The organism is Ureibacillus endophyticus (assembly GCF_003628435.1).
GTDB classification, from domain to species: Bacteria; Bacillota; Bacilli; order Bacillales_A; family Planococcaceae; genus Ureibacillus; species Ureibacillus endophyticus.
The window spans coordinates 30,802-52,934 of the sequence record NZ_RBZN01000022.1; the positions used below are offsets into that span (position 1 = coordinate 30,802).

At 36.2% G+C, this 22,133-nt stretch carries 21 protein-coding genes and 2 riboswitches; of the genes, 6 read left to right on the plus strand and 15 right to left on the minus strand.

Features of this window, described 5'->3' with window-relative positions; translation table 11 throughout:
- Positions 1-166: 166 nt before the first annotated feature.
- The gene (locus D8M03_RS10005) at positions 167-802 is read left to right on the plus strand and encodes a YgaP family membrane protein (RefSeq protein ID WP_121214635.1); all 636 of its coding nucleotides are present in this window, start codon (positions 167-169) and stop codon (positions 800-802) included.
- A 44-nt stretch (positions 803-846) separates the two neighbouring features.
- On the opposite strand, the gene purD is transcribed toward D8M03_RS10005, so the two are convergent.
- The 13 genes from purD to D8M03_RS10070 all read right to left on the minus strand — a co-directional run bounded on the left by purD (position 847) and on the right by D8M03_RS10070 (position 14,498).
- Complete coding sequence (purD, locus tag D8M03_RS10010) at positions 847-2,103, minus strand: phosphoribosylamine--glycine ligase (RefSeq protein WP_121214636.1); 1,257 nt, start codon at positions 2,101-2,103, stop codon at positions 847-849.
- Positions 2,104-2,281: 178 nt separating this feature from the next.
- Positions 2,282-3,808 (minus strand): bifunctional phosphoribosylaminoimidazolecarboxamide formyltransferase/IMP cyclohydrolase, encoded by a 1,527-nt coding sequence (purH, locus tag D8M03_RS10015; protein ID WP_121214637.1) that lies wholly within the window; start codon positions 3,806-3,808, stop codon positions 2,282-2,284.
- Positions 3,809-3,982: 174 nt separating this feature from the next.
- On the minus strand, positions 3,983-4,567 hold the full coding sequence (purN, locus tag D8M03_RS10020; RefSeq protein ID WP_121214638.1) for a phosphoribosylglycinamide formyltransferase: 585 nt from the start codon (positions 4,565-4,567) through the stop codon (positions 3,983-3,985).
- A complete protein-coding gene (gene purM, locus D8M03_RS10025) occupies positions 4,568-5,623 on the minus strand; it encodes a phosphoribosylformylglycinamidine cyclo-ligase (protein ID WP_121214639.1) in 1,056 nt (351 codons plus the stop codon).
- Between the two features lie 16 nt (positions 5,624-5,639).
- Positions 5,640-7,064 (minus strand): amidophosphoribosyltransferase, encoded by a 1,425-nt coding sequence (purF, locus tag D8M03_RS10030; RefSeq protein WP_121214640.1) that lies wholly within the window; start codon positions 7,062-7,064, stop codon positions 5,640-5,642.
- Positions 7,040-9,265 carry a phosphoribosylformylglycinamidine synthase subunit PurL gene (gene purL, locus D8M03_RS10035; RefSeq protein WP_121214641.1) on the minus strand — a complete coding sequence of 742 codons (2,226 nt, stop codon included), beginning with the start codon at positions 9,263-9,265 and terminating at the stop codon, positions 7,040-7,042. The genes purF and purL overlap by 25 nt, the downstream gene beginning before the upstream one ends.
- Positions 9,258-9,935 (minus strand): phosphoribosylformylglycinamidine synthase subunit PurQ, encoded by a 678-nt coding sequence (gene purQ, locus D8M03_RS10040; protein ID WP_121214642.1) that lies wholly within the window; start codon positions 9,933-9,935, stop codon positions 9,258-9,260. The genes purL and purQ overlap by 8 nt, the downstream gene beginning before the upstream one ends.
- Before the next feature lie 2 nt (positions 9,936-9,937).
- Positions 9,938-10,186 carry a phosphoribosylformylglycinamidine synthase subunit PurS gene (purS, locus tag D8M03_RS10045; RefSeq protein ID WP_121214643.1) on the minus strand — a complete coding sequence of 83 codons (249 nt, stop codon included), beginning with the start codon at positions 10,184-10,186 and terminating at the stop codon, positions 9,938-9,940.
- Between the two features lies 1 nt (position 10,187).
- Positions 10,188-10,898 (minus strand): phosphoribosylaminoimidazolesuccinocarboxamide synthase, encoded by a 711-nt coding sequence (purC, locus tag D8M03_RS10050; protein ID WP_121214644.1) that lies wholly within the window; start codon positions 10,896-10,898, stop codon positions 10,188-10,190.
- Between the two features lie 85 nt (positions 10,899-10,983).
- Positions 10,984-12,282, minus strand: coding sequence for an adenylosuccinate lyase (gene purB, locus D8M03_RS10055; protein ID WP_121214645.1), 1,299 nt, complete (start codon positions 12,280-12,282; stop codon positions 10,984-10,986).
- Between the two features lie 14 nt (positions 12,283-12,296).
- Positions 12,297-13,421, minus strand: a complete 1,125-nt coding sequence (purK, locus tag D8M03_RS10060; RefSeq protein ID WP_121214646.1) for a 5-(carboxyamino)imidazole ribonucleotide synthase — start codon at positions 13,419-13,421, stop codon at positions 12,297-12,299.
- Entirely contained in the window at positions 13,418-13,906 is a 489-nt protein-coding gene (purE, locus tag D8M03_RS10065) for a 5-(carboxyamino)imidazole ribonucleotide mutase (RefSeq protein ID WP_121214647.1), read from the minus strand. Before purE ends, purK begins: the two co-directional genes overlap by 4 nt.
- A 171-nt stretch (positions 13,907-14,077) precedes the next feature.
- A riboswitch (purine riboswitch) is annotated at positions 14,078-14,177 on the minus strand.
- Between the two features lie 132 nt (positions 14,178-14,309).
- Positions 14,310-14,498 carry an NETI motif-containing protein gene (locus D8M03_RS10070; protein WP_121214648.1) on the minus strand — a complete coding sequence of 63 codons (189 nt, stop codon included), beginning with the start codon at positions 14,496-14,498 and terminating at the stop codon, positions 14,310-14,312.
- A 160-nt stretch (positions 14,499-14,658) separates the two neighbouring features.
- On the opposite strand from D8M03_RS10070, the gene D8M03_RS10075 reads away from it, so the two are divergent.
- The 4 genes from D8M03_RS10075 to D8M03_RS10090 all read left to right on the plus strand — a co-directional run bounded on the left by D8M03_RS10075 (position 14,659) and on the right by D8M03_RS10090 (position 18,373).
- On the plus strand, positions 14,659-15,363 hold the full coding sequence (locus D8M03_RS10075; protein ID WP_121214649.1) for a response regulator transcription factor: 705 nt from the start codon (positions 14,659-14,661) through the stop codon (positions 15,361-15,363).
- On the plus strand, positions 15,353-16,702 hold the full coding sequence (locus tag D8M03_RS10080) for a sensor histidine kinase (RefSeq protein WP_121214650.1): 1,350 nt from the start codon (positions 15,353-15,355) through the stop codon (positions 16,700-16,702). Before D8M03_RS10075 ends, D8M03_RS10080 begins: the two co-directional genes overlap by 11 nt.
- A complete protein-coding gene (locus D8M03_RS10085) occupies positions 16,699-17,433 on the plus strand; it encodes a PepSY domain-containing protein (RefSeq protein ID WP_121214651.1) in 735 nt (244 codons plus the stop codon). The genes D8M03_RS10080 and D8M03_RS10085 overlap by 4 nt, the downstream gene beginning before the upstream one ends.
- A 103-nt stretch (positions 17,434-17,536) precedes the next feature.
- Positions 17,537-18,373: a PepSY domain-containing protein gene (locus D8M03_RS10090; RefSeq protein ID WP_121214652.1), complete on the plus strand. Its 837-nt coding sequence runs from the start codon at positions 17,537-17,539 to the stop codon at positions 18,371-18,373.
- 41 nt (positions 18,374-18,414) lie between these two features.
- Here the strand turns inward: D8M03_RS10090 and D8M03_RS10095 are convergent, their stop codons facing one another.
- Together D8M03_RS10095 and D8M03_RS10100 are read right to left on the minus strand one after the other, a co-directional pair.
- Positions 18,415-19,416: a mechanosensitive ion channel family protein gene (locus D8M03_RS10095; RefSeq protein ID WP_245987543.1), complete on the minus strand. Its 1,002-nt coding sequence runs from the start codon at positions 19,414-19,416 to the stop codon at positions 18,415-18,417.
- Between the two features lie 226 nt (positions 19,417-19,642).
- Positions 19,643-20,968 carry an NCS2 family permease gene (locus tag D8M03_RS10100; protein WP_121214653.1) on the minus strand — a complete coding sequence of 442 codons (1,326 nt, stop codon included), beginning with the start codon at positions 20,966-20,968 and terminating at the stop codon, positions 19,643-19,645.
- A 107-nt stretch (positions 20,969-21,075) separates the two neighbouring features.
- A riboswitch (purine riboswitch) is annotated at positions 21,076-21,177 on the minus strand.
- A 133-nt stretch (positions 21,178-21,310) separates the two neighbouring features.
- Here D8M03_RS10100 and D8M03_RS10105 point away from each other — a divergent pair.
- Positions 21,311-22,024: an MBOAT family O-acyltransferase gene (locus tag D8M03_RS10105; RefSeq protein WP_121214654.1), complete on the plus strand. Its 714-nt coding sequence runs from the start codon at positions 21,311-21,313 to the stop codon at positions 22,022-22,024.
- Positions 22,025-22,133: the final 109 nt, after the last annotated feature.

Genomic DNA, 22,133 nt, shown 5'->3' on the forward strand with positions numbered 1-22,133 from the left:
TTAAAATTTATTTCGACTAAAGACTTTTTATACGCACATACTAACTTTGCTCAAAAAGTATTCAAATTATTTATTTATTTTTTGAGCTTTTTACTATCGTATCACAGCACTTTTATAAATTAAAGTTTTTGGATGGAACATATTTACTTTAAAAGGAGTGTCTGACATGCAAGAAAATATTTCAGAAAGAAGCGGTTTTGTTCGTTTAGCACTTGGTACAGGGTTAACAGCTTTTGGTGTTGCTCAATTAACAAAGGAGTCTGGTAGCAAAACGCTCGGTTCTGCTTTAGTTCTTGCTGGTGCCATGAAGGTTGCAGAGGGGATATTCTTATATTGTCCAACAAAAGCTCTAATTGGGTCTAATGTAAAAGAAGCGATTTATAATTCCTTTGATGAGTATATGGATGGCGATAGCTTGATGAGAGCTTATAACGACACTTATCAAAATCGCTGGGGTAACTCTTCCCCTTCCAATACTTCAAAAAGTAGTCATTCCTGGTCAGAAGGCGGACTTGCAAAGATTGCTACTCAAGCAATGCAATCTGTAATGGAAGGTGAAAATCCTGAAAAAGCGATAAATAAAGCTGCTTCTTCAACTGTGAACGGTAGTCGATCATCTAATTCATCTACAAGTAATAAACAAACGGATAGCAACCATCGATTTGAAAATGTCGCATCAGAAGTAATGAAGAGCGTGGCGAGCGGATCAGACCCAGCAGAAGCCATATCTAAAGCAGCTTCTCAAATGAACATTAATCAAAACGGTGGACAATCCAAATCAGCACCAAATAAAAATAATTAGTAAGTAGAAAGGGCTGTGCAACATTGCACAGCCCTAAATTTTGTTTATTTAAATGTACGCCATCCAATATCTTTACGATAGAAGAATTTATCCCACTCTAAAGAGTTAATAGCACTATAAACTTTTTCTTGTGCATCTTTTAAGTTTTCAGCTTTTGCACCAATTAATAGTACACGGCCGCCATTACCAACATATTGCCCATCAACTAATTTTGTTCCCGCATGGTAAACAGCAAGATTTTCACTAATTTCAACTAAGTTAGGTAGTGGGTTCCCCTTTTCTACATCTCCTGGGTAACCTTCAGCTGCAACAACAACACCTAACATCGCTTCGTTAGACCATTGTAAATCAAAGTACTTCTCTTCCATTAATGCTTTCATGAATAAACCAAAATCAGAAGTCATGCGTGGAAGAACAACTTGAGTTTCAGGGTCACCAAAACGAGCATTGAACTCAATTACTTTTGGACCTTGTTTAGTTAAGATTAATCCCGCATATAGAATACCTGTGAACGATACTCCTTCTTCTTCCATTGCTTTAACTGTTGGTTCAACAATTTTAATATACGCTTGTGAAACCACTTCTTGTGGAATTTGAGGTACTGGTGAATATGCTCCCATTCCCCCTGTATTCGGACCTTTGTCTCCGTCATAAGCACGTTTATGATCTTGTGCAATAACCATTGGATAAATTTGTCCTTTATGTACAAATGACATGAAGGAGAATTCTTCACCATCTAAAAACTCTTCAATTACAACGCGAGATGATGATTCACCAAAACGTTGATTACCAATCATATCATTAATGGCATCAATAGCTTCTTGTTCAGTCATTGCCACAATTACACCTTTACCAGCTGCAAGACCGTCAGCTTTTACAACGATTGGTGCGCCTTGTTGTTTCACATAGGCAATCGCTTGTTCTGCATCTGTGAACGTTTCGTATGCAGCAGTTGGGATGTTGTATTTTTTCATAATTTCCTTTGCATAAGACTTACTACCTTCGATTTGAGCAGCAGCTTTTGTTGGACCAAAAATCGTTAAATTACGTTCTTGGAAGAAGTCTACAATTCCTCCCGCTAGTGGTTGTTCGGGTCCTACAAACGTTAAATCAATTGCATTTTCTTTCGCAAATTGTGCAAGTCCTGCAAAATCCATTACATCTAGTCCTACTAATTCTGCACAATCACGCATTCCGTCATTACCTGGTGCCACGTACACTTTGTTTACAGATGGTGCATCATTAAACTTTTTGGCGATTGCGTGTTCGCGACCACCACTACCAATTACAAGGATATTCATATAGTACCTCCTACAATTTTTTATGTGCGGTTATTATCAATTTATGGGCGGTTTTGCCTTATTTAAGGGCGGTTTCTAAGGATTTATGGGCGATTTCTCGGAATTTATGGGCGAATTTTCACACAGCAAGTATTCCCAAAAAACGCTCGCCTCCTAAAGACGAGCGCTAATGTATATATTAATGTTTGAAATGACGTACCCCTGTAAACACCATTGCAATTCCAAATTCGTTTGCTTTATCGATAGAATCTTGGTCTTTTACAGATCCACCAGGTTGTATGATTGCTGTAATACCTGCTGCTGCAGCTGCTTCAACTGTATCACTCATTGGGAAGAATGCGTCTGATGCTAATACTGCACCTTTTGCTTTTTCTCCAGCTTGTTCAAGAGCAATTTTCGCCGCGCCAACTCGGTTCATTTGTCCAGCACCCACACCTAAAGTCATTTGAGCATCATTTACAACGATTGCGTTAGACTTAACGTGTTTTACTACTGCCCAACCAAGTTTTAATGCTTCTAACTCTTCTTCAGTAGGTTGACGATCTGTTACTACATTAATATCTGCATCAGCAAAACCGAAAGTATCTTCTTCCTGTACTAAAAGACCGCCTTCAACAGAAACTACTTTAAATTGATCTTTTTTCTCTTGAGCGAAGTTAATAGTTAATAAACGGATGTTTTTCTTTTTCGTTAAAATTTCTAAAGCTTCGTCAGTGAATGAAGGTGCGATAATAATTTCTAAGAAAATGCCGCCTAATTTTTCAGCAGTTGCTGCGTCTACTTCACGGTTTAATGCAATAATACCACCGAAAATAGATGTTGGGTCTGCTTCATAGGCTTTATCAAATGCTTCTTCAATTGTAGCACCTGTTCCAACACCACATGGGTTCATATGCTTAACTGCTACTGCAGCAGGCTTATCAAATTCTTTAACAATTTGAAGTGCTGCATTGCCATCTTGGATATTGTTATATGAAAGCTCTTTACCATGTAATTGAGTAGCATAAGCTAAAGAGAAATCAGAGCTTAAACGTTTTTGATAAAATGCCGCTTTTTGATGAGGGTTTTCACCATAACGTAATGTTTGTTTTAACTCATAAGTCATTGTTAAGTTTTCTGGGAACTCTTCTTCTGTTAAATAATTAGAAATATAAGAATCGTACGCAGCTGTGTGACGGAATACTTTTGCAGCTAACGCTTTACGTGTTTCAATTGTAGTAGAGCCATTTGCTTTTAATTCTTCAAGAACTTTAGCATAGTCGTTTGAATCTACAATTACAGTTACATACTGATGGTTTTTTGCAGCAGAACGTAACATTGTTGGACCGCCGATATCAATATTCTCAATTGCATCGTCCCAAGTAACATCTGGTTTTGAAATTGTTTCTACAAACGGATAAAGATTTACACAAACAATTTCAATTGGTTCGATTCCATGCTCGTTCATTTGAGCTTGGTGTGAAGGATCATCAAACTTACCTAAAAGACCACCGTGAATCATTGGGTTTAATGTCTTCACACGTCCATCAAGGATTTCAGGGAATTTTGTTACTTCGTCAACTGCAGTAACTGGAACATTGTTATCTTGCAGCATTTTTTTCGTACCGCCAGTAGATAAAATTTCATAATCTAAAGCTACAAGTTCTTTTGCAAATTCTAAAATACCATCTTTGTTTGAAACACTAATTAGTGCACGTTTAGTCACAAAAAAGACCTCCAAGTTATGTAATATAAGAATCAGTGCTGTGTTAAAAGTCAAATTACTTCTAACACAGTCTTTCTTAGTAATAAATATTCAGTGCTCCTGCGGTGGTCGCATCAAAATGCCACCATCCTCGTCGCAGAGGTGCCGTCTCAAAAGAACTTTCAGACGGCCCCTTCAATGATAAATATTAACTTTATTTTCAAATAATTGTTTCAATGTTTCTGTATAAAGTACATGTTCGATTGCATGAATTCGTTCTTCTGTTGCAGCACGATTACCTTCAACAACTTCAATTGCTGCTTGAGCAAGAATAGGGCCTGTATCCATACCTTCATCAACAAAGTGAACTGTTACACCTGTTATCTTCACGCCATGATCCATTGCTTGTCCAATGGCATCTTTGCCAGGGAATGAAGGTAATAGCGAAGGGTGAATATTCACGATATGATAAGGGAACGCAGCTAATAATGTTTCGCCAATTAAACGCATATAACCAGCTAAAACAACCCACTCTACTTCCTTCTCTTGAAGAACTTTAATAATTTCCAGTTCATAATCCGCCTTCGATTTATAATCTTTTGCCGTAAATGAAAATACAGGAATTTCGAATTTTTCAGCTCTTTTTACAACAAAAGCATCGGGTTTATCAGTGACAACAAGTTCAATTGTAGCATCTAGCTCGCCACGAAGAATTGCCTCTTGTATTGCCTGAAAATTACTACCACTACCAGAAGCAAAAACTGCAATTTTCGTTGTCATTTAAACTAAACTCCCATCATGCTCACCGTTGAAAATAACGCCTTCACCCTTAACAACTCGACCTATTTTGTAGGCTTTTTCATTATTTTCTTCAGCAATTGCGATTACTTTATCAACTTCTGATGCTGGAACTGATAACACATAGCCAATACCCATATTAAATACGTTATATAAATCTTTATCGGCTAAAGCACCTTTGTCTTTTAAGAATTCAAAGATAGGTAATACCGGCCAAGAGCCTAAATCGATTTCCGTTGCTAAACCTTCTGGCATCATACGAGGTAAGTTTTCATAGAAACCACCACCTGTTACATGAGCCATACCATGAATGTCTGCTTGTTTTAACATTTCAAGAACAGGTTTTGCATAGATTTTTGTTGGTACAAGAAGTGCTTCACCGATAGGGCCAAGATCTTCATAACCTGCTACTACTTCATCAACTGCAAAGCCATTGTCTGCAAATACAATTTTACGAACTAATGAGTAGCCATTAGAGTGAATACCGCTAGAAGCAAGACCGATTAAAACGTCACCTTCAACAATTTTTTCACCAGTTACAACGTTTGCTTTCTCACAAGCACCTACAGCAAACCCAGCTAAATCGTATTCATCTTCTTCATAAAGACCTGGCATTTCAGCAGTTTCCCCACCGATTAATGCAGCACCAGCTTGAACACATCCATCTGCTACACCTTTTACGATTTGCTCAATTTTTACAGGTTTCGCTTTCCCAACTGCCACGTAGTCTAGGAAGTAAAGAGGTTCTGCACCTTGAGCAACGATATCATTCACACACATTGCAACACAATCTACACCAATTGTGTCATGCTTATCTACCATAAAAGCTAATTTTAATTTTGTCCCGACACCGTCAGTACCTGAAATAAGAACAGGTTCCTTTAAATTTAAAGAGGACAAATCAAACATGCCTCCGAAACCTCCGAATGTTCCCATAACACCTAAACGATTCGTACGTTCAACATGGGACTTCATTCGTTTAACGGCTTCATATCCAGCTTCAATATTTACGCCTGCTTGTTCATATGCTTTTGACATTTTGAAATTGTCCTCCTTATTTTACTAGCTCTTTTTCATGTGGTAATACAGTATCTGGATAAATTTCCGTTGGGTAATTTCCTGTAAAGCATGCCATACATAGGCCGCCATTTTCATCATCAAAAGGACGTGAAATGGAATCCACTAATCCTTCATCAGAAAGGAATGTAAGAGAATCCGCTCCAATAGCATCACGGATTTCTTCTACTTTTTTACTCGAAGCAATTAACTCTTCACTTGAAGAAATGTCAATACCGTAGAAACAAGGATTTTTCATTGGTGGTGATGAAATAACAACATGCACTTCTGTCGCACCTGCTTCTTTTAACATCGTTACAATACGACGTGAAGTTGTACCACGTACGATGGAATCATCTACCATAACCACGCGTTTCCCTTTTACTACTTGTACAACAGGGGAAAGTTTCATTTTTACACCACGTTCACGTAATTCCTGTGTTGGCTGAATGAATGTTCTTCCTGTGTATTTATGTTTAATTAATCCTAATTCGTAAGGGATACCTGCTTCTTCAGCAAAACCAATTGCCGCTGAAATAGATGAGTCAGGAACACCTGTTACAACATCTGCTTCAATCCCTTTACATTCTTGAGCTAAACGTTTCCCCATACGTTTACGTGCCATATGGATGTTAATTTCATCAACGTTCGAATCAGGTCGTGCAAAGTAAACATACTCCATTGCACACATTGCACGTTTCTCTTTCTCTGCAAAACGGTCTTCTTCCATACCGTTATTTGTAATAACTAGTAATTCACCTGGTTCCACATCACGAACATATTCCGCTCCAATTAAATCAAAGGCACAAGTTTCTGATGCAACAACCCATGCATCACCTAACTTACCGATTGATAATGGACGTAATCCGTTTCGATCGCGGGCAATCATCATGCAATCTTTCGTAATAAGTAGAATTGAGAATGCACCTTTTAATAATGACAGAGCTTCTTTAACTTGTGCACGTAATCCTGGTTTTTTACTTTTCTTAATTAAATGCACAACAACTTCAGTATCAGAAGTTGAATTGAAAATGTTCCCTGAACGCTCTAAATGTTGCTTTAAATGATTTGCATTTACTAAGTTCCCGTTATGGGCAATCGCCATACTACCTGTAGATGAACGGAAAAGTAATGGTTGCACATTTTCAATTCCGCCACCGCCAGCAGTTGTATATCGAACGTGGGCAATTGCTGCATTTCCTTTTGCAGACTTTAATTTCTCTTCATTAAAAACATCATTTACAAGTCCTTCACCTTTTACCGCGCGTAAGGCATCGCCGTCAGTAACGACGATACCAGCTCCTTCTTGACCGCGGTGTTGTAATGCATGAAGTCCATAGTAGCTTATATGTGCAGAATCTGGATGTCCCCAAATTCCGAATACACCACATTCTTCGTTTAAGCCTCTGATTTCACCAAGCATGGGATTGCTCCTTTCCAAGCAGAACGGAATTCCTCCACTGTACCTTCTAATAAGATACCAGTATCACCATTGATTGTAATTTTTGCATCGTCTGTTACGATACCGATTTTCTTTGCATCAGACACAATACTTTCAAATGCAGCTGCATTTTCTTCTTTAACTGTAACAACAAAACGAGATTGTGATTCACTAAATAATGCAGTTACCGCTGTACCTTCTAATGTTACATATACACCTAAATCTTCAGTTCCAAATGTTTTCTCAGCTAACGCAACTGCAACGCCACCTTCTGAAACGTCGTGAGCAGATTGTACAAGACCTTCACGAATAGCAGTTAAAATTGCTTGTTGACGTTTTGCTTCTACATCTAAATCAATGCTAGGCGCTTTTCCAAAGATATTGCCATACACTAATTTTTGAAGCTCAGATCCACCAAATTCAGTAGCTGTTTCCCCTACTAAATACACTACATCACCAGCAGATTTCACTTGTTGAGTTGTTACATGAGCTAAATCTTGAACTAAACCAACCATACCGATTGTTGGTGTTGGGTAAACCGCTTCACCTGAACGTTCATTATAAAGAGATACGTTACCACCGATAACTGGTGCATTTAAAGCCGTACATGCTGCTGAGATACCATCAGCACTTTTTTCAATTTGCCAGAAGATTTCTGGTTTTTCAGGATTACCGAAGTTTAAGCAGTCTGTAATTGCAAGTGGTTGTCCACCAGAAGCAACAATATTACGAGCTGCTTCAGCAACAGCAATTTTCCCACCTGTTTCTGGATCTAAATAGATGTAACGAGAGTTACAGTCTGTTGTCATCGCTAGACCTTTATTTGTACCGCGCACACGAAGTACTGCAGCATCTGAACCTGGTGCTACAACTGTGTTTGTACGCACTTGATAATCATATTGATCGTAAACCCATTCTTTTGAAGCAATTGTTGGTGCTTGTAGAAGGGATTTTAATGCTTCTTTATAATCTGCTACTTCAGGTTCACTATTTTCAATTGCTTGGAACTCAGCAAAGTAAGCAGGTTCAGCAGATGGTTTATGATACACAGGAGCGTCTTCTGCAAGCGCATCAGCAGGAACTTCTGCCACAACTTCTCCTTTATGTAATAAACGAAGCATTTTGTCGTCTGTTACGCGACCAATTGCAACAGCGTCTAAACCATATTTATCAAAAATTGCTTTAATTTCATCTTCGCGACCTTTTTTCACAACGATTAACATACGTTCTTGTGATTCAGAAAGCATCATTTCATAAGCTGTCATACCTGTTTCACGTTGAGGAACTAAGTCTAAGTTCATTTCCACACCAGAACCAGCTTTTGAAGCCATTTCTGCTGATGAAGATGTAAGACCAGCTGCACCCATATCTTGAATACCAACTAGTGCGTCTGATTTAACAACTTCTAAACAAGCTTCAAGTAAAAGTTTTTCCATGAATGGGTCTCCTACTTGAACTGCTGGGCGTTTTTCTTCTGAATCTTCACTTAATTCTTCTGATGCGAATGTTGCACCGTGGATACCATCGCGACCAGTTTTAGCTCCAACGTACATAACTGTGTTCCCAACACCTGCAGCAATACCACGTTGTATATCTTTATGATCGATTAAACCAACACACATTGCGTTTACAAGAGGGTTACCTTCATAACATGGATCGAATTGAATTTCTCCACCCACTGTCGGAATTCCAATACAGTTACCATAACCAGCAATCCCTGCAACAACTTCTTCAAATAAGTATTTTCCTCGTTCGGATTTTAATTCACCGAAACGTAATGAGTTTAACATTGCGATCGGACGCGCACCCATTGAAAATACGTCACGGATAATCCCACCTACACCAGTTGCTGCACCTTGATAAGGCTCAATAGCAGAAGGATGGTTATGCGATTCCATTTTGAAAACTACTGCTTGCTCATCACCAATATCAACAATACCAGCACCTTCACCAGGACCTTGTAATACTTGAGGACCTTTTGTTGGGAACTTACGTAATACAGGTTTTGAGTTTTTATATGAACAGTGCTCGGACCACATTACAGAAAATAAACCTGTTTCTGTCCAGTTTGGCGTACGTCCAAGGATTTTCTCTGCCATTTCAAATTCTTCATCCGACATACCCATGCCAGCATATAACTTTTGCTCTTTAATTTGTTCTGCTGTTGGCTCCATCTTAGACATGAGCTTCCCTCCACTGTTTAACAATTGATTTGAATAAAGCTAGACCATCACTACTACCAAGTAAATCATTTACCGCACGTTCTGGGTGTGGCATCATCCCAAGAACATTTCCACGTTCATTGATAATTCCTGCGATATCATCTAAACTACCATTTGGGTTTTCCCCTGAATATGTGAAAACAATTTGATTATTTGCTTTTAATTTTGCTAGAGTTTCTTCGTCACAGAAGTAGTTACCTTCTCCGTGAGCGATTGGAATATTAATAATTTGGCCTTTTTCATACTGATTAGTAAATTGTGTATCGTTATTTTCTACTTTTAACTGTACAGTACGGCACATGAATTTAAGATTTTTATTTCGAAGTAGTGCACCTGGTAAAAGACCCGCTTCCGTTAAGATTTGGAATCCGTTACACACACCTAAAACTGGTTTTCCCGCTTCTGCAGCTTTTTTAACTTCAACCATTACGTTCGATTGATTTGCCATGGCACCACATCGTAAATAGTCACCATATGAAAAACCACCAGGAACTAAAATTCCGTCAAATTCACTTAAGTCTGTTGCATCATGCCAAACGTATTCTACTTCTTCACCAAGCTCATCCTTAATAGCGTGGTACATGTCGATATCACAGTTTGACCCAGGGAAAACGAGTACTGCGAATTTCATAATTAGTTAGCCTCCTCGACTTCATAGCGGTAGTCTTCAATTACTGTATTTGTAAGAAGCTTTTCACACATTTCTTTCACTAGTTCATCAATATTACGTTCTGTGTCACCAATTTGAACTTCTAAATATTTACCGATACGTACATCAGTTACTTCGTTGTATCCCATCTTAGCTAATGAGCCTTGTACAGCTGATCCTTGTGGGTCTAATACACTTTCACGTAATGTTACGAAGATTTTAACTTTTGCCATTTTATTTTCCTCCAAGTCTAGCAAGAATAATTTCATATACCTCTGTAAGGCTACCTAAATCACGACGGAATACATCTTTATCAAGCTTTTGTTTTGTTTCTGCATCCCATAAGCGGCAAGTATCCGGTGAAATCTCATCTGCAAGTAATACATTGCCATCTTTGTCACGGCCAAATTCGAGTTTGAAGTCGACTAAAATAACCCCTACATCTTGAAAAATAGGTTGTAAAATACTATTAATCTTTAAACCTTGTTCATATAACGTTTCTACTTCTTCTTTAGTAGCAATGCCTAAAATGTCAATATGATCGTTGTTAATCAGCGGATCACCTAAATCATCATCTTTATAATAGAACTCTACGATAGTACGTTTTAAAGGAGTTCCTTCTTCTAAACCAAGACGATTTGCTAATGTTCCCGCAGCGATGTTACGTACAACCACTTCAATTGGAATAATATCTACTTTACGAACTAGTTGTTCATGGTCTGAAACTCTCTCAACGAAATGTGAGTTTATTCCAAGTTCTTTTAATTTTTCAAAAATTAACGTTGTAATACGATTGTTTAATGTACCTTTGCCTTCGATTTCTGCTTTTTTCTGACCGTTGAATGCAGTTGCACTGTTTTTATATTCAACAAACAAAATATCTTCCTGTTCTGTTTGATATAAACGTTTTGCTTTACCTTCGTATAAAAGCTGACCTTTATTCATGTCGTGGCGCCTCCTGATTTTAGGGATTCATCCCCGTAGTTTTGGGGATGAATGGTATCAATATTCATTTGTTTAGTAGAGCTGATTAATCATTTAAACCTAGACGATCGAAAATTAAATCTACATTTTTAATGTGGTAGTTGTAGTCGAAGCAATCATCAATTTCTTCTTTTGATAAATATGAAGTAATTTTTTCATTTGCTTCTACTAATGGACGGAATTGTGTTTGCTCATCCCAAGCGCGAGCAGTAAGTGGCTGTACTGTATCATAAGCCTCTTCACGAGAAAGTCCTTTTTCAACTAACGCAAGTAAAATGCGTTGAGAGTAAATTAATCCGAATGTACGATCCATGTTGCGTTTCATGTTTTCTGGGAACACTGTTAAGTTTTTCACAATGTTACCAAAACGGTTCAACATGTAGTTTAATGCGATTGTTGCATCCGGTAAGATAACGCGTTCAGCAGATGAATGTGAAATATCACGTTCATGCCAAAGTGACACGTTTTCGTATGCTGTAACCATATGTCCACGAATAAGTCGTGCCATACCAACCATATTTTCAGAACCGATTGGGTTACGTTTATGTGGCATTGCCGAAGAACCTTTTTGACCTTTTGCAAATGCTTCTTCTACTTCACGAGTTTCAGATTTTTGAAGACCGCGAACTTCTGTTGCAAACTTTTCGATTGAAGCTGCAATTAACGCTATCGTAGCCATGTATTGAGCATGACGGTCACGTTGTAATGTTTGAGTAGAAATTGGTGCTGCTTGTAATCCTAATTTTTCACAAACATATTGCTCAACAAACGGATCAATATTTGCGTAAGTTCCAACTGCCCCTGAAATTTTACCTGTTTCAATTACTTTTGCAGCTGTATCAAAACGTTCTAAGTTACGTTTCATTTCTTCAAGCCATAAAGCAAGTTTTAAACCGAAAGTAGTTGGTTCAGCGTGAACACCATGCGTACGACCCATCATAACTGTATATTTATGTTCTTTTGCTTTTTCCGTTAAGATGTCGATAAAGTTCACAATATCTTTACGTAAAATTGTATTTGCTTGTTTGATTAGATAAGAAAGTGCTGTATCAACAACGTCTGTTGAAGTTAAACCGTAGTGAACCCATTTACGTTCTTCACCGCAAGTTTCTGAAACTGCACGAGTGAAAGCTACTACGTCATGACGAGTATCTTTTTCGATTTCATAAATACGATTAATATCAAATGATGCATTTTGGCGAAGTAAAGCAACGTCTTCTTTTGGAATTACACCAAGTTCAGACCAAGCTTCACATGCTAAAATCTCAACTTCTAACCAAGCTTTAAATTTGTTTTCTTCTGTCCAAATTGCTCCCATTTCAGGACGTGTGTAACGTTCAATCATTTTTTAATCTCCTTCTATTCTGACCAGATGCCAGAACTATCGATTTGTTTTAATGTGTCGTCAATATCTTCCGTTAATATTGTCACATGACCCATTTTACGATTCACTTTTGCCTCAGCTTTTCCATAAAGGTGAACTGACCAACCAGGATATTTTGAAATGGAATTTGTTAAAGGAACAACATGCTGGCCTAATAAGTTAACCATGATGGATGGTTTTAACATTTTCGGTTTACGTAGTGGCCAACCACAAACCGCTCGAATATGTTGACCAAACTGAGAAATATTACAAGCTTCAATGGAATAGTGACCGGAGTTATGTGGTCTTGGTGCTAATTCATTGATAACAATTTCTCCATTTTCTAAGACAAACATTTCAACAGCTAACGTTCCAACTAATTGTAAGTAATCTGCAATTTTTTCGGCTGCCTCAATTGCTTTTTGGTATGTCTCACCTGAAATACGCGCTGGTACAATTGTTTCGTGTAAAATGTGATGCACATGAATATTTTCTCCAACAGGCAAGCAATATGTTTCGCCATGGCCATTTCGTTGAACAATAACGGAAATTTCTTTTTCAAAAGGAACAAAACCTTCAGCAACACAATGAGAATGTTCAAATAAATCTTTTGCTAATGGTAAGTCTTCTTTTGAATTTAATTGTTGTTGACCTTTTCCATCATATCCACCACGAGCAGTTTTCACAATACAAGGATACCCGATTAACTCAATTTGACTAACTAATTCATCATAATTTTTTGCAACTATGTATGGAGCAACAGGACAACCAGCATTTGAAATTGCTTCTTTTTCAGTAATTCTGTTTTGTGTAATACGCACCAATTCAGCACCTTGTGGAACGTATGCAATTTCTGTTAATCTTTTTAAACCTTCATAATCTATATTTTCAAATTCATAAGTAATAACATCACTAACTTCTGCTAATTCTTCTAAAGCTGATTCATCATCATATTGTGCAACAATTCGTATATCAGCTACTTGTCCACATGGAGAATCCATTGATGGTTCAAGTACAGCAATTTTAAAACCTGCTTCCTTTGCCGCTAGGGCCATCATGCGTCCTAATTGGCCCCCACCAATAATTCCAATTGTTTGGCCAGGATAAATCATTCTTGTCACACTAGGTCACCTGTACTTTCTAGAGCCTTTTGCTTCATCATTTCTCTATGTTCTTCAAGTCTAGCTGCAAGTTCTTTGTCCGTAGTTGATAAAATTCTTGCTGCAAGTAAGCCCGCGTTTGTCGCACCTGCTTTACCAATTGCAACAGTTGCTACAGGAATACCCCCTGGCATTTGTACGATGGATAATAATGAATCCAAGCCATTCAATGCTTTCGATTGCACTGGAACCCCTATCACTGGTAATGTCGTTTTAGCTGCTACCATACCTGGTAAATGAGCAGCCCCACCTGCACCTGCAATAATCACTTCAATTCCTCGTGAACGTGCATTTTCTGCATACTCAAACATCAAGTCAGGTGTGCGGTGTGCCGAAACAACTTGTCGCTCGTACGAAACTTGTAATTCATCAAGAATGTCACAAGCATGTTTCATTGTTTCCCAATCACTTGAACTTCCCATAATGATACCGATTTTTGGATCCATTATTTTCTCTCCTTCGATTTAGAAATCTACCATCACAATGTTATTATTAATAAAAATGTCCTCAACTATTTCCACTTTCTCGTAAATGCGAAGAAAGCAGAATAATTGAGGACAATTATTCTTACAGAAAGTATCATGCAAGTATGTTAGTTACCCACATTTTCTGATTTGCCGTAGCAAGCTTTCCCGCATAGTCCGACATTTACGGCGTCGGGTAGAGACACTAGAGCCATATCCTCTAGCATATATGTGGGATGTTTATATAAAGTTTTTCTAGATGACTTAATCATTGCTTTGTTTTCTCATTCACATTTTAACAAGGCTTGTTAAGAAAATCAACGAAAAAATGCGAACAATAAATTTTCAGAAAACGGTAATGTTCGGATTTTGAGCGAAAACGTTTTCAATTTTCCATTAACATCCCTTTAAATTTGATTTTTTGCCGTAAATACGTTGGTTCTCCATCCACTAAATGAAAGACAGGTTCCTCTTTCCGCCCACATGGCATGTACCCTTCTTTCTTCATTCGCTCTAAACATTGCTCAATTGTCTCATTTTCTTCTACTTCAAACCAAATTTGTTTTTTACTCATCTTGTTATCCTTTCTTATTTGTTACTATATTAGAAAAAATTACTTAGGAATTTTTTATTACGGTAATAATACTAACATTAAAGACTTCTTCTCATCATTTTTTAATGTAAGTTCTGTATTATTTTAACTGAATATTATTTTAAAGCGAGTTGATTGAAAAATGGAAAACCGTATTTTAATTATTGAAGACGAAGAAAATATCGCTCGAGTGTTGCAGTTAGAGTTACAATTTGAAGGATATATTGCAGATACTGCCCATACAGGTACAGAAGGATTAATTAAATATCGTGAAAACAAGTACGATCTAGTACTCCTTGATTTAATGTTACCCGAAATGCACGGACTTGATGTTTTAAAAAGAATCCGTGCAACTGAAATTTCTACACCTGTCATTTTATTGACTGCAAAAAGCGAAGTGGAAGATAAAGTGAAAGGGTTGGATTTAGGGGCAAATGATTATGTTACGAAGCCCTTTGAAATTGAGGAATTATTAGCAAGAATTCGCAATGCGATTCGTTTTACGAAACAAGTAACAAAGGTTGAAGAAAACGACCATCTTCTAACTTACAGTAATTTATCCATTGATGAACAATCTCGAGAAGTTCAATATTTTAATCAGCACGTAGAACTTACCCCTAGAGAATACGATTTACTTCTCTACTTGTTGAAACATCCAAAACAGGTCCTTACCCGTGAACAAATTTTAGATGCAGTTTGGGGCTTTGATTATTATGGGGATACAAATGTTGTGGATGTGTACATTCGTTATGTTCGTCAAAAGCTCGAGAAAGCAAATCCAACTTCTTTAATTCAAACAGTGCGTGGAGTTGGATATGTTTTAAGGGAGTCTTCTAATGAAGCTTAGAACAAAAATTCATTTATTTACAACTTTATTGATGCTCCTTTTATTAGTCATTATGAATATAGGGATCTATTCTCTGTATGAGAAAATCACAATTAATACGGAATTAAAGCAATTGCAATCTCGGGGTGAAGAATTACTCGCAACCTTATCCCAAATGGAACAGACCATTGATCCAGCTACTGTTTTAAGAGCATATATGCCGACAAATGGTGCCATTCGAGTATTAAGTAGTAATGGTGTAGAAATTACAGCTGTGGAAGCTCCAGACGCATTAGATGGGCTTAATTTGAATCTAAATGAGATATCAAGTTTGATAGACAGCTCAACTATCCTGATTCAACTAAAGGCAATATGGATAAATGGAGAAGTTGTCAATTTACAATTAATTCAAAAACTAGATGATGTTGTTCAAAATCAACAATTATTAAAACTTGTATTAGTTGCTGTAACAGTTCTAATTGCGATTCCGATTCTTTTATCCAATATGGCTTTAACAAGAATAATCTTAAAACCATTAGAACGGTTAAGTATTGCTATGAAGAAAAGTGGAACTTCTGGAACATATGAAAAGCTAGAAATTGTTGAGGGAAGAGATGAGCTGGCTGAAATCGGACGTACTTTTAATACGATGATGGAAGCTTTAGAAACCAATTATAAAAAGCAAGAACAATTTGTCTCAAACGCCTCTCATGAACTAAAAACACCATTAACCGTTATTGAGAGCTATGCGAAACTCTTACTTCGTCGAGGTTTTTCCAATGAAAAAGTAGCACAAGAAGCACTTGATGCCATTGTCAGTGAATCATCGCGTATGAACGATATGATTGTTCAAATGCTTGAGTTAGCCAAAAATAAAGAACATTTATCATTAACAGTCGAAAATATTAATCTAACGAAGTTGCTTGAAAATACGTTAGAGGAAATGCGTCAAGCTTATAACCGTACTTTTTCTTTGCAATGTGATGAAGGTTTATTTATCCAGTCAGATGAACAAAAATTAAAACAATTGTTATTTATTATTTTAGATAATGCTCGTAAATATAGTGATGAAAATATCGATGTTCAAGTAGTCAAGGAGAATGACAGCGTAAAAGTCGATATTCAAGATTATGGTGTAGGGATTCCTCAAGACCAACTACCTCACCTATTCGATCGTTTCTTTAGAGTGCACCAAGACCGTAGCCGTAAAACAGGTGGAACAGGACTTGGATTAGCAATTGCTAAGGACTTAGCTGAAATATTACAAATTCAAATAGAAGTAGAAAGTGAATTAAACGTAGGTACTTGTTTTACGCTACAAATCCCTCTCACCTTCTTAAACGGGGAGGATAACAGATGACAAACTATTTTAAATTAATGATTAGCCTTGTAATTATGATGGTAGCCATTACAGCAATAGTTATTTGGAATATACAGGAACGATTTTTCAAACCGGAACAATTAACGATTCAAGAAGCATCCGCTAAAGTTGAAAAATTATACGGTGGTACTATTGAATCCTTTGAACAAAAGGGAAATATATTTTATCTCACACTCCAACGACAAGAAAAAGCTTATGATTTACAAATAGATATGAATACTGGGAATATCACAAAAATGAATCTGGCTATTGTAGAAAATACTGATGAACCCGCAACTCAATTAAAAACAAAAAAGGAAATCCAAGCTTTATTTCAAAATAAAGGCACGATCCAATCAATAACACTACAACAAAGTGAAGTCCCTACCTATAAAATTGAAATTACAGAAAATGAAACATTGAAAATCGTTACAGTAAATGCAAAAACCGGTGAAGTACTCTCAGAGCAGGTAAAACAGCAAAACAATACGAAAAATGAAACCATTATTTCTAAGAATCAAGCCAAAAATATTGCACTATCTCAATTAAAAGGCAAAGTAGAATATATTATTTTCGAGGAAAGTTCTAATGGGGGATATTATTTAATTGAAATCGAAACTGAGGAGAAATCTTCAACATTCCAAATTCACGCTATTTCAGGAAAAATCCTTTCAGTAACACATGAAAAAGACGATGATGAGGATGACGAAGATGATGACGAAGATGATTAATAAATTCTAATATTTTTCTCATCAAATTCTAATCAAACTCTCCATCTCCTATCATTTTCAACTTGTAAGATACAAGTATCAAATAAATGAAGGAGAGAACATCATGAAAAAGATTATTTTAGTTCCAGCTTTATTAGGAGTAATGGGTATTGGAGGTTTAGTTGCATTAGGCGACGGAAACATCATTGGTTCTGCAAATAGTTCAGATATCTTAACAAAATCTGAAATCGAAAAGAAAGCATTAAAAGAAGTTGATGGAAAGATTACTGAGTTGGAATATGAAAAAGAAGGTTTAAAAAGTTATTATGAAGTAGAAGTCACTACAAGTGATGCAGAATATGATTTACTATTCGATGCACAAACTGGAGAACTTCTAAAAAAACAGAAAAAAACTTTTAGAAACAAAGTAAAATCAGGCGACGGAAACAGCGTCTCTACAAATAGTTCAGACATCTTATCAAAATCTGAAATCGAAAAGAAAGCATTAAAAGAAGTTGATGGAAAAATTACTGAGTTGGAATATGAAATAGAAGGTTTAAAAAGTTACTATAAAGTAGAAGTCACTACAAGTGATGCAGAATATGATTTACTATTCGATGCACAAACTGGAGAACTTCTAAAAAAACAGAAAAAAACTTTTAGAAACAAAGTTAAATCAGGCGACGGAAACATCACCGATTCCGCAAATAGTTCAGGTATCCTATCAAAATCTGAAATCGAAAAGAAAGCATTAAAAGAAGTTGATGGAAAGATTACTGATTTGGAATATGAAAAAGAAGGTTTAAAAAGTTACTATGAAGTAGAAGTCACTACAAGTGATGCAGAATATGATTTACTATTCGACGCACAAACTGGAGAACTTCTAAAAAAACATAAAGAAACTAACGATGATGACGATTGGTATGATGATGATGATGACGATGACCGTTATGACGACTAATCAAAATTAAAAGGGGCTACTTCGAACGGCCCCTTTTTTGTTTATGAATTATTAATCTTCAAAGCATTCGGGTCAATTAACTGAATGGCGCCCTCATCTAATATTTGTTTCGTTCCAAATATAATGTCTTGCTGCACTGCATATTTTTCATGAATATTATTTGTCGGGATGTAAAAGCTTATCAGCATACGATAATAGTCTGCATGAAATTCATCAATATACACGAGCACAAACTCTTCCTTTGACACTTTCGGATGTAAAAGAATTTGTTTATTAATTTCGCTACAAATATTTCGAATGGACTCCTCATCTTGATTAGTTGAAATATATAAGAAGGTTTCTATTTTTCGTTTTTCTCGTTTCGATAAATTATATATTGGTTTATTCATTAAATAAGCATTTGGCACGTATACGATTCCTTTATCTGCCGTTGAAATTAATGTAGAGCGCAAATTGATATCCGTAATTGTACCTTCTATTTTTCCATCCTCCGTTGAAATAAAATCCCCCACTTGAAACGGCTTATCAAATCCCATCGACAACCCGCCAAAAATGTGGGAAGAGGTATCTCTTATCCCAAACGCTAAAGCAACACCCGTTAACCCAATTCCCGTTAAAAACCCATTTAAATTGAATCTCCATAGCCCCGCAATAATTGCAACTGCAATAAGGGCTAAAAAAGCTTTCATAATGCGTAATGAGAACGGTGTTAGAAAGGGGATCTTCTTTTCTTTTAAAAACAAAGGATCAGGGTGATTTGCATAATAAGTTAAGACATCATACGCTCCCTTAAACGCGTAAAACACCATTAAAGAATAAAAGAAATTTCGTACAGAAGAATTAGTAAATAGGGACACTCCAATTAACCACGACAATGCAAAAAAGATGATCCCTGTAAAAATTGCATGTCTCGTTTCTCTACTAAAGTGTTCAAGTATTCGAGCAGTTACAACTTTAGATCGCTTTTCAAAAAACTTTGCCACTTTTGTAATGACATATTTTAAAACATAATGTTGTAATATCCAGCCTAACAATATAATCAATAAAAAATAAGAATGTCCGTTAAATTAGGCTCCTTCATTTTCGGAAAAAGCCATTTCAGATAGTCAATCATCTATGATTCTCCTAAATTTAATTATCGGTATTATTATAAGGTCAAAAGTTACTTATATCACTATTAAAGAACATTTTCTACAACATTATCATTACAATGGCCTAAACAGAAAAAAAATCCCCCATGGAACACTCCATAGGGGATTACATTTTTTATTAATGTGATTGAGTTGCTAAGTACAGTATGAAAATTACTGCAAATACATACATAATTGGGCTTACTTCTTTTCCTTTACCTTTAACAATCATTGTTAATGGGTAGAAAACGAAACCTACTGCAATACCAGTTGCGATTGAATATGTTAATGGCATCATAACCATTGTTAAGAATGCTGGTACTGCTACTTCAAAACGATTCCATGCAATTTCACCAAGAGAAGCAACCATTAATACACCTACAACGATTAATGCTGGTGCAGTAACTGCAGATGTAATTACTGATAACACTGGTGAGAAGAATAAAGCTAATAAGAATAAACATCCAGTAACAATCGATGCAAAACCAGTACGTGCACCTGCTGCTACACCTGATGAAGATTCTACATAAGACGTAATTGTTGAAGTACCAAAGATTGAACCAATAATTGTAGCGATTGAGTCAGAGATTAATGCTTTACCAGCTCTAGGTAAACGGTTATTTTTTACGAATCCTGCTTGGTTAGCAACCGCCATTAAAGTTCCTGCATTATCAAAGAAATCTACAAATAAGAAAGTTAAAATTACAGAAAGCATTGATAAAGTATAGAAGTCTGGATCTGAGAACGCATCAAATACTGAACCAAAAGTTGGTGCAATGCTTGGTGGTACATCAAATACTTTTGTTGGTGCATCTACTAAACCAAAAATCATCCCTACGATAGCAGTAATCACCATACCGTAGAATACTCCACCTTTGAAACCTTTCACTAAGAAAATTACCGTAACGATAATACCAAAAATCGCAAGTAATACTTGAGGGTCACTTAAATTACCGATACCAACTAATGTTGCATCATTATTCACAATGATTCCTGCATTTTGCATACCGATGAATGCAATGAATAGACCAATACCAGCACCAACTGCTAATTTTAACTCCATTGGAATGGCATTAATTAATTTTTCACGTAAACCTGTAATCGTTAATAGTAAGAAGAATACACCTGAAATAAATACTGCTGCTAATGCATGTTGCCAAGGACTTCCGTTAACTAATACTACTGTATAAGCAAAGAAGGCGTTTAATCCAAGACCTGGGGCAAGCGCTAATGGATACTTCGCAAATATCCCCATAATAAAACTACCAATAGCTGCTGAAACAGCAGTTGCAACGAAAACAGCACCATAATCCATTCGGTTAGGTAAATCCGGAACGTCTGCTAACGTTAATGTTAAGGGGTTAACTACTAATATGTAGGCCATTGCTAAGAATGTTGTAAAACCTCCTAGTATTTCACGGCCATAATTTGTTCCAAGTTCATCAAACTGGAAATACTTTTTCATTTTTTTCCTCCGTATGTATATCGTCATCTGTCTAAAAATAACAAAAAAGACACACTACTATAAAAAGAGCATGTCCACGATTTTAGAACAGTAAACCCCATTAGGAATATTGTTCTATATCTAATCGTAGTCAAGCCATTTAAGGTAGCTTGGTAGAAACTTTCGAGCCATATTCTCGACATTATACGACGATTTATTTAATTCACTTCTGTAATATACCATCTGATTTTTATATTTTCAATACTAATTACGAACATTATTAAAATTTTTATAGAGAAAGTTCGTATAAATTTCAACTTTGTACCTATCTTTACAACTAAAGTCTTAGGGAAGGATTATACTATGCTTTTTACATCATTTGAATTTATATTTCTCTTTTTACCGGTAGTTTTTATTGGTTATTTCATATTAACGAAGGTCAATTTCTCTTTAGCAAAACTTTTTTTAGTTTTAAGCTCTTTCTTTTTTTATAGCTGGTGGAATATTGCATATCTTCCGTTGCTATTAGGATCGATTGTTTTTAATTATTTTTATGGCAAATTATTGAGTTTTAAGCAATCAAAATTTTTGCTGACACTTGGAATTATCGTGAATGTGTTAGTTCTTGGGTACTTTAAATATATGGATTTTTTCATTTCCAATGTAAATTTCCTATTTTCAACTAATTACGGACTTCTTTATCTTCTACTACCTTTAGGAATTAGTTTTTTTACTTTCCAACAAATTGCTTATTTAGTGGATTCGCACCGCAAAGAAAGTAAGGATTATTCCATACTCGATTATTCGTTGTTTATTTCATTTTTTCCTCAGCTCATTGCTGGGCCAATTGTTTACCATAAAGAAATGCTTCCTCAGTTTGTGAATAACGAAAATCAGCGTATTAATATACAAAATATTGCAACGGGGATTTTTATTTTTATCCTCGGATTATTTAAGAAAGTCGGCATTGCAGATACCTTTGCAAAATGGGCTAATTTAGGTTTCGACAATTCAGCTGATTTAGCATTTTTGGAAGGTTGGATTACTTCCCTATCCTATACAATGTACAAATGCTAATTTAAATATGTACATTCCCGCTTGAATAACAATGTACAAAAATGCTCGGGGTATACATACTGATCTAGAGGTGATTGGAAATGTATATTCAATTAAACGTAGAGACAAC

What these genes read in the sequence shown, in the direction of transcription:
- D8M03_RS10070 (WP_121214648.1), bottom strand. Translation starts at nt 14,498, where the DNA reads ATGAGTAAAAAACAAATTTGGTTTGAAGTAGAAGAAAATGAGACAATT.
- purL (WP_121214641.1), bottom strand. Translation starts at nt 9,265, where the DNA reads ATGTCTAAGATGGAGCCAACAGCAGAACAAATTAAAGAGCAAAAGTTA.
- D8M03_RS10105 (WP_121214654.1), top strand. Translation starts at nt 21,311, where the DNA reads ATGCTTTTTACATCATTTGAATTTATATTTCTCTTTTTACCGGTAGTT.
- D8M03_RS10100 (WP_121214653.1), bottom strand. Translation starts at nt 20,968, where the DNA reads ATGAAAAAGTATTTCCAGTTTGATGAACTTGGAACAAATTATGGCCGT.
- purE (WP_121214647.1), bottom strand. Translation starts at nt 13,906, where the DNA reads ATGGATCCAAAAATCGGTATCATTATGGGAAGTTCAAGTGATTGGGAA.
- D8M03_RS10005 (WP_121214635.1), top strand. Translation starts at nt 167, where the DNA reads ATGCAAGAAAATATTTCAGAAAGAAGCGGTTTTGTTCGTTTAGCACTT.
- purD (WP_121214636.1), bottom strand. Translation starts at nt 2,103, where the DNA reads ATGAATATCCTTGTAATTGGTAGTGGTGGTCGCGAACACGCAATCGCC.
- purQ (WP_121214642.1), bottom strand. Translation starts at nt 9,935, where the DNA reads ATGAAATTCGCAGTACTCGTTTTCCCTGGGTCAAACTGTGATATCGAC.
- purB (WP_121214645.1), bottom strand. Translation starts at nt 12,282, where the DNA reads ATGATTGAACGTTACACACGTCCTGAAATGGGAGCAATTTGGACAGAA.
- purM (WP_121214639.1), bottom strand. Translation starts at nt 5,623, where the DNA reads ATGTCAAAAGCATATGAACAAGCAGGCGTAAATATTGAAGCTGGATAT.
- D8M03_RS10075 (WP_121214649.1), top strand. Translation starts at nt 14,659, where the DNA reads ATGGAAAACCGTATTTTAATTATTGAAGACGAAGAAAATATCGCTCGA.
- D8M03_RS10090 (WP_121214652.1), top strand. Translation starts at nt 17,537, where the DNA reads ATGAAAAAGATTATTTTAGTTCCAGCTTTATTAGGAGTAATGGGTATT.
- D8M03_RS10080 (WP_121214650.1), top strand. Translation starts at nt 15,353, where the DNA reads ATGAAGCTTAGAACAAAAATTCATTTATTTACAACTTTATTGATGCTC.
- D8M03_RS10085 (WP_121214651.1), top strand. Translation starts at nt 16,699, where the DNA reads ATGACAAACTATTTTAAATTAATGATTAGCCTTGTAATTATGATGGTA.
- purF (WP_121214640.1), bottom strand. Translation starts at nt 7,064, where the DNA reads ATGCTTGGTGAAATCAGAGGCTTAAACGAAGAATGTGGTGTATTCGGA.
- purS (WP_121214643.1), bottom strand. Translation starts at nt 10,186, where the DNA reads ATGGCAAAAGTTAAAATCTTCGTAACATTACGTGAAAGTGTATTAGAC.
- purN (WP_121214638.1), bottom strand. Translation starts at nt 4,567, where the DNA reads ATGACAACGAAAATTGCAGTTTTTGCTTCTGGTAGTGGTAGTAATTTT.
- purC (WP_121214644.1), bottom strand. Translation starts at nt 10,898, where the DNA reads ATGAATAAAGGTCAGCTTTTATACGAAGGTAAAGCAAAACGTTTATAT.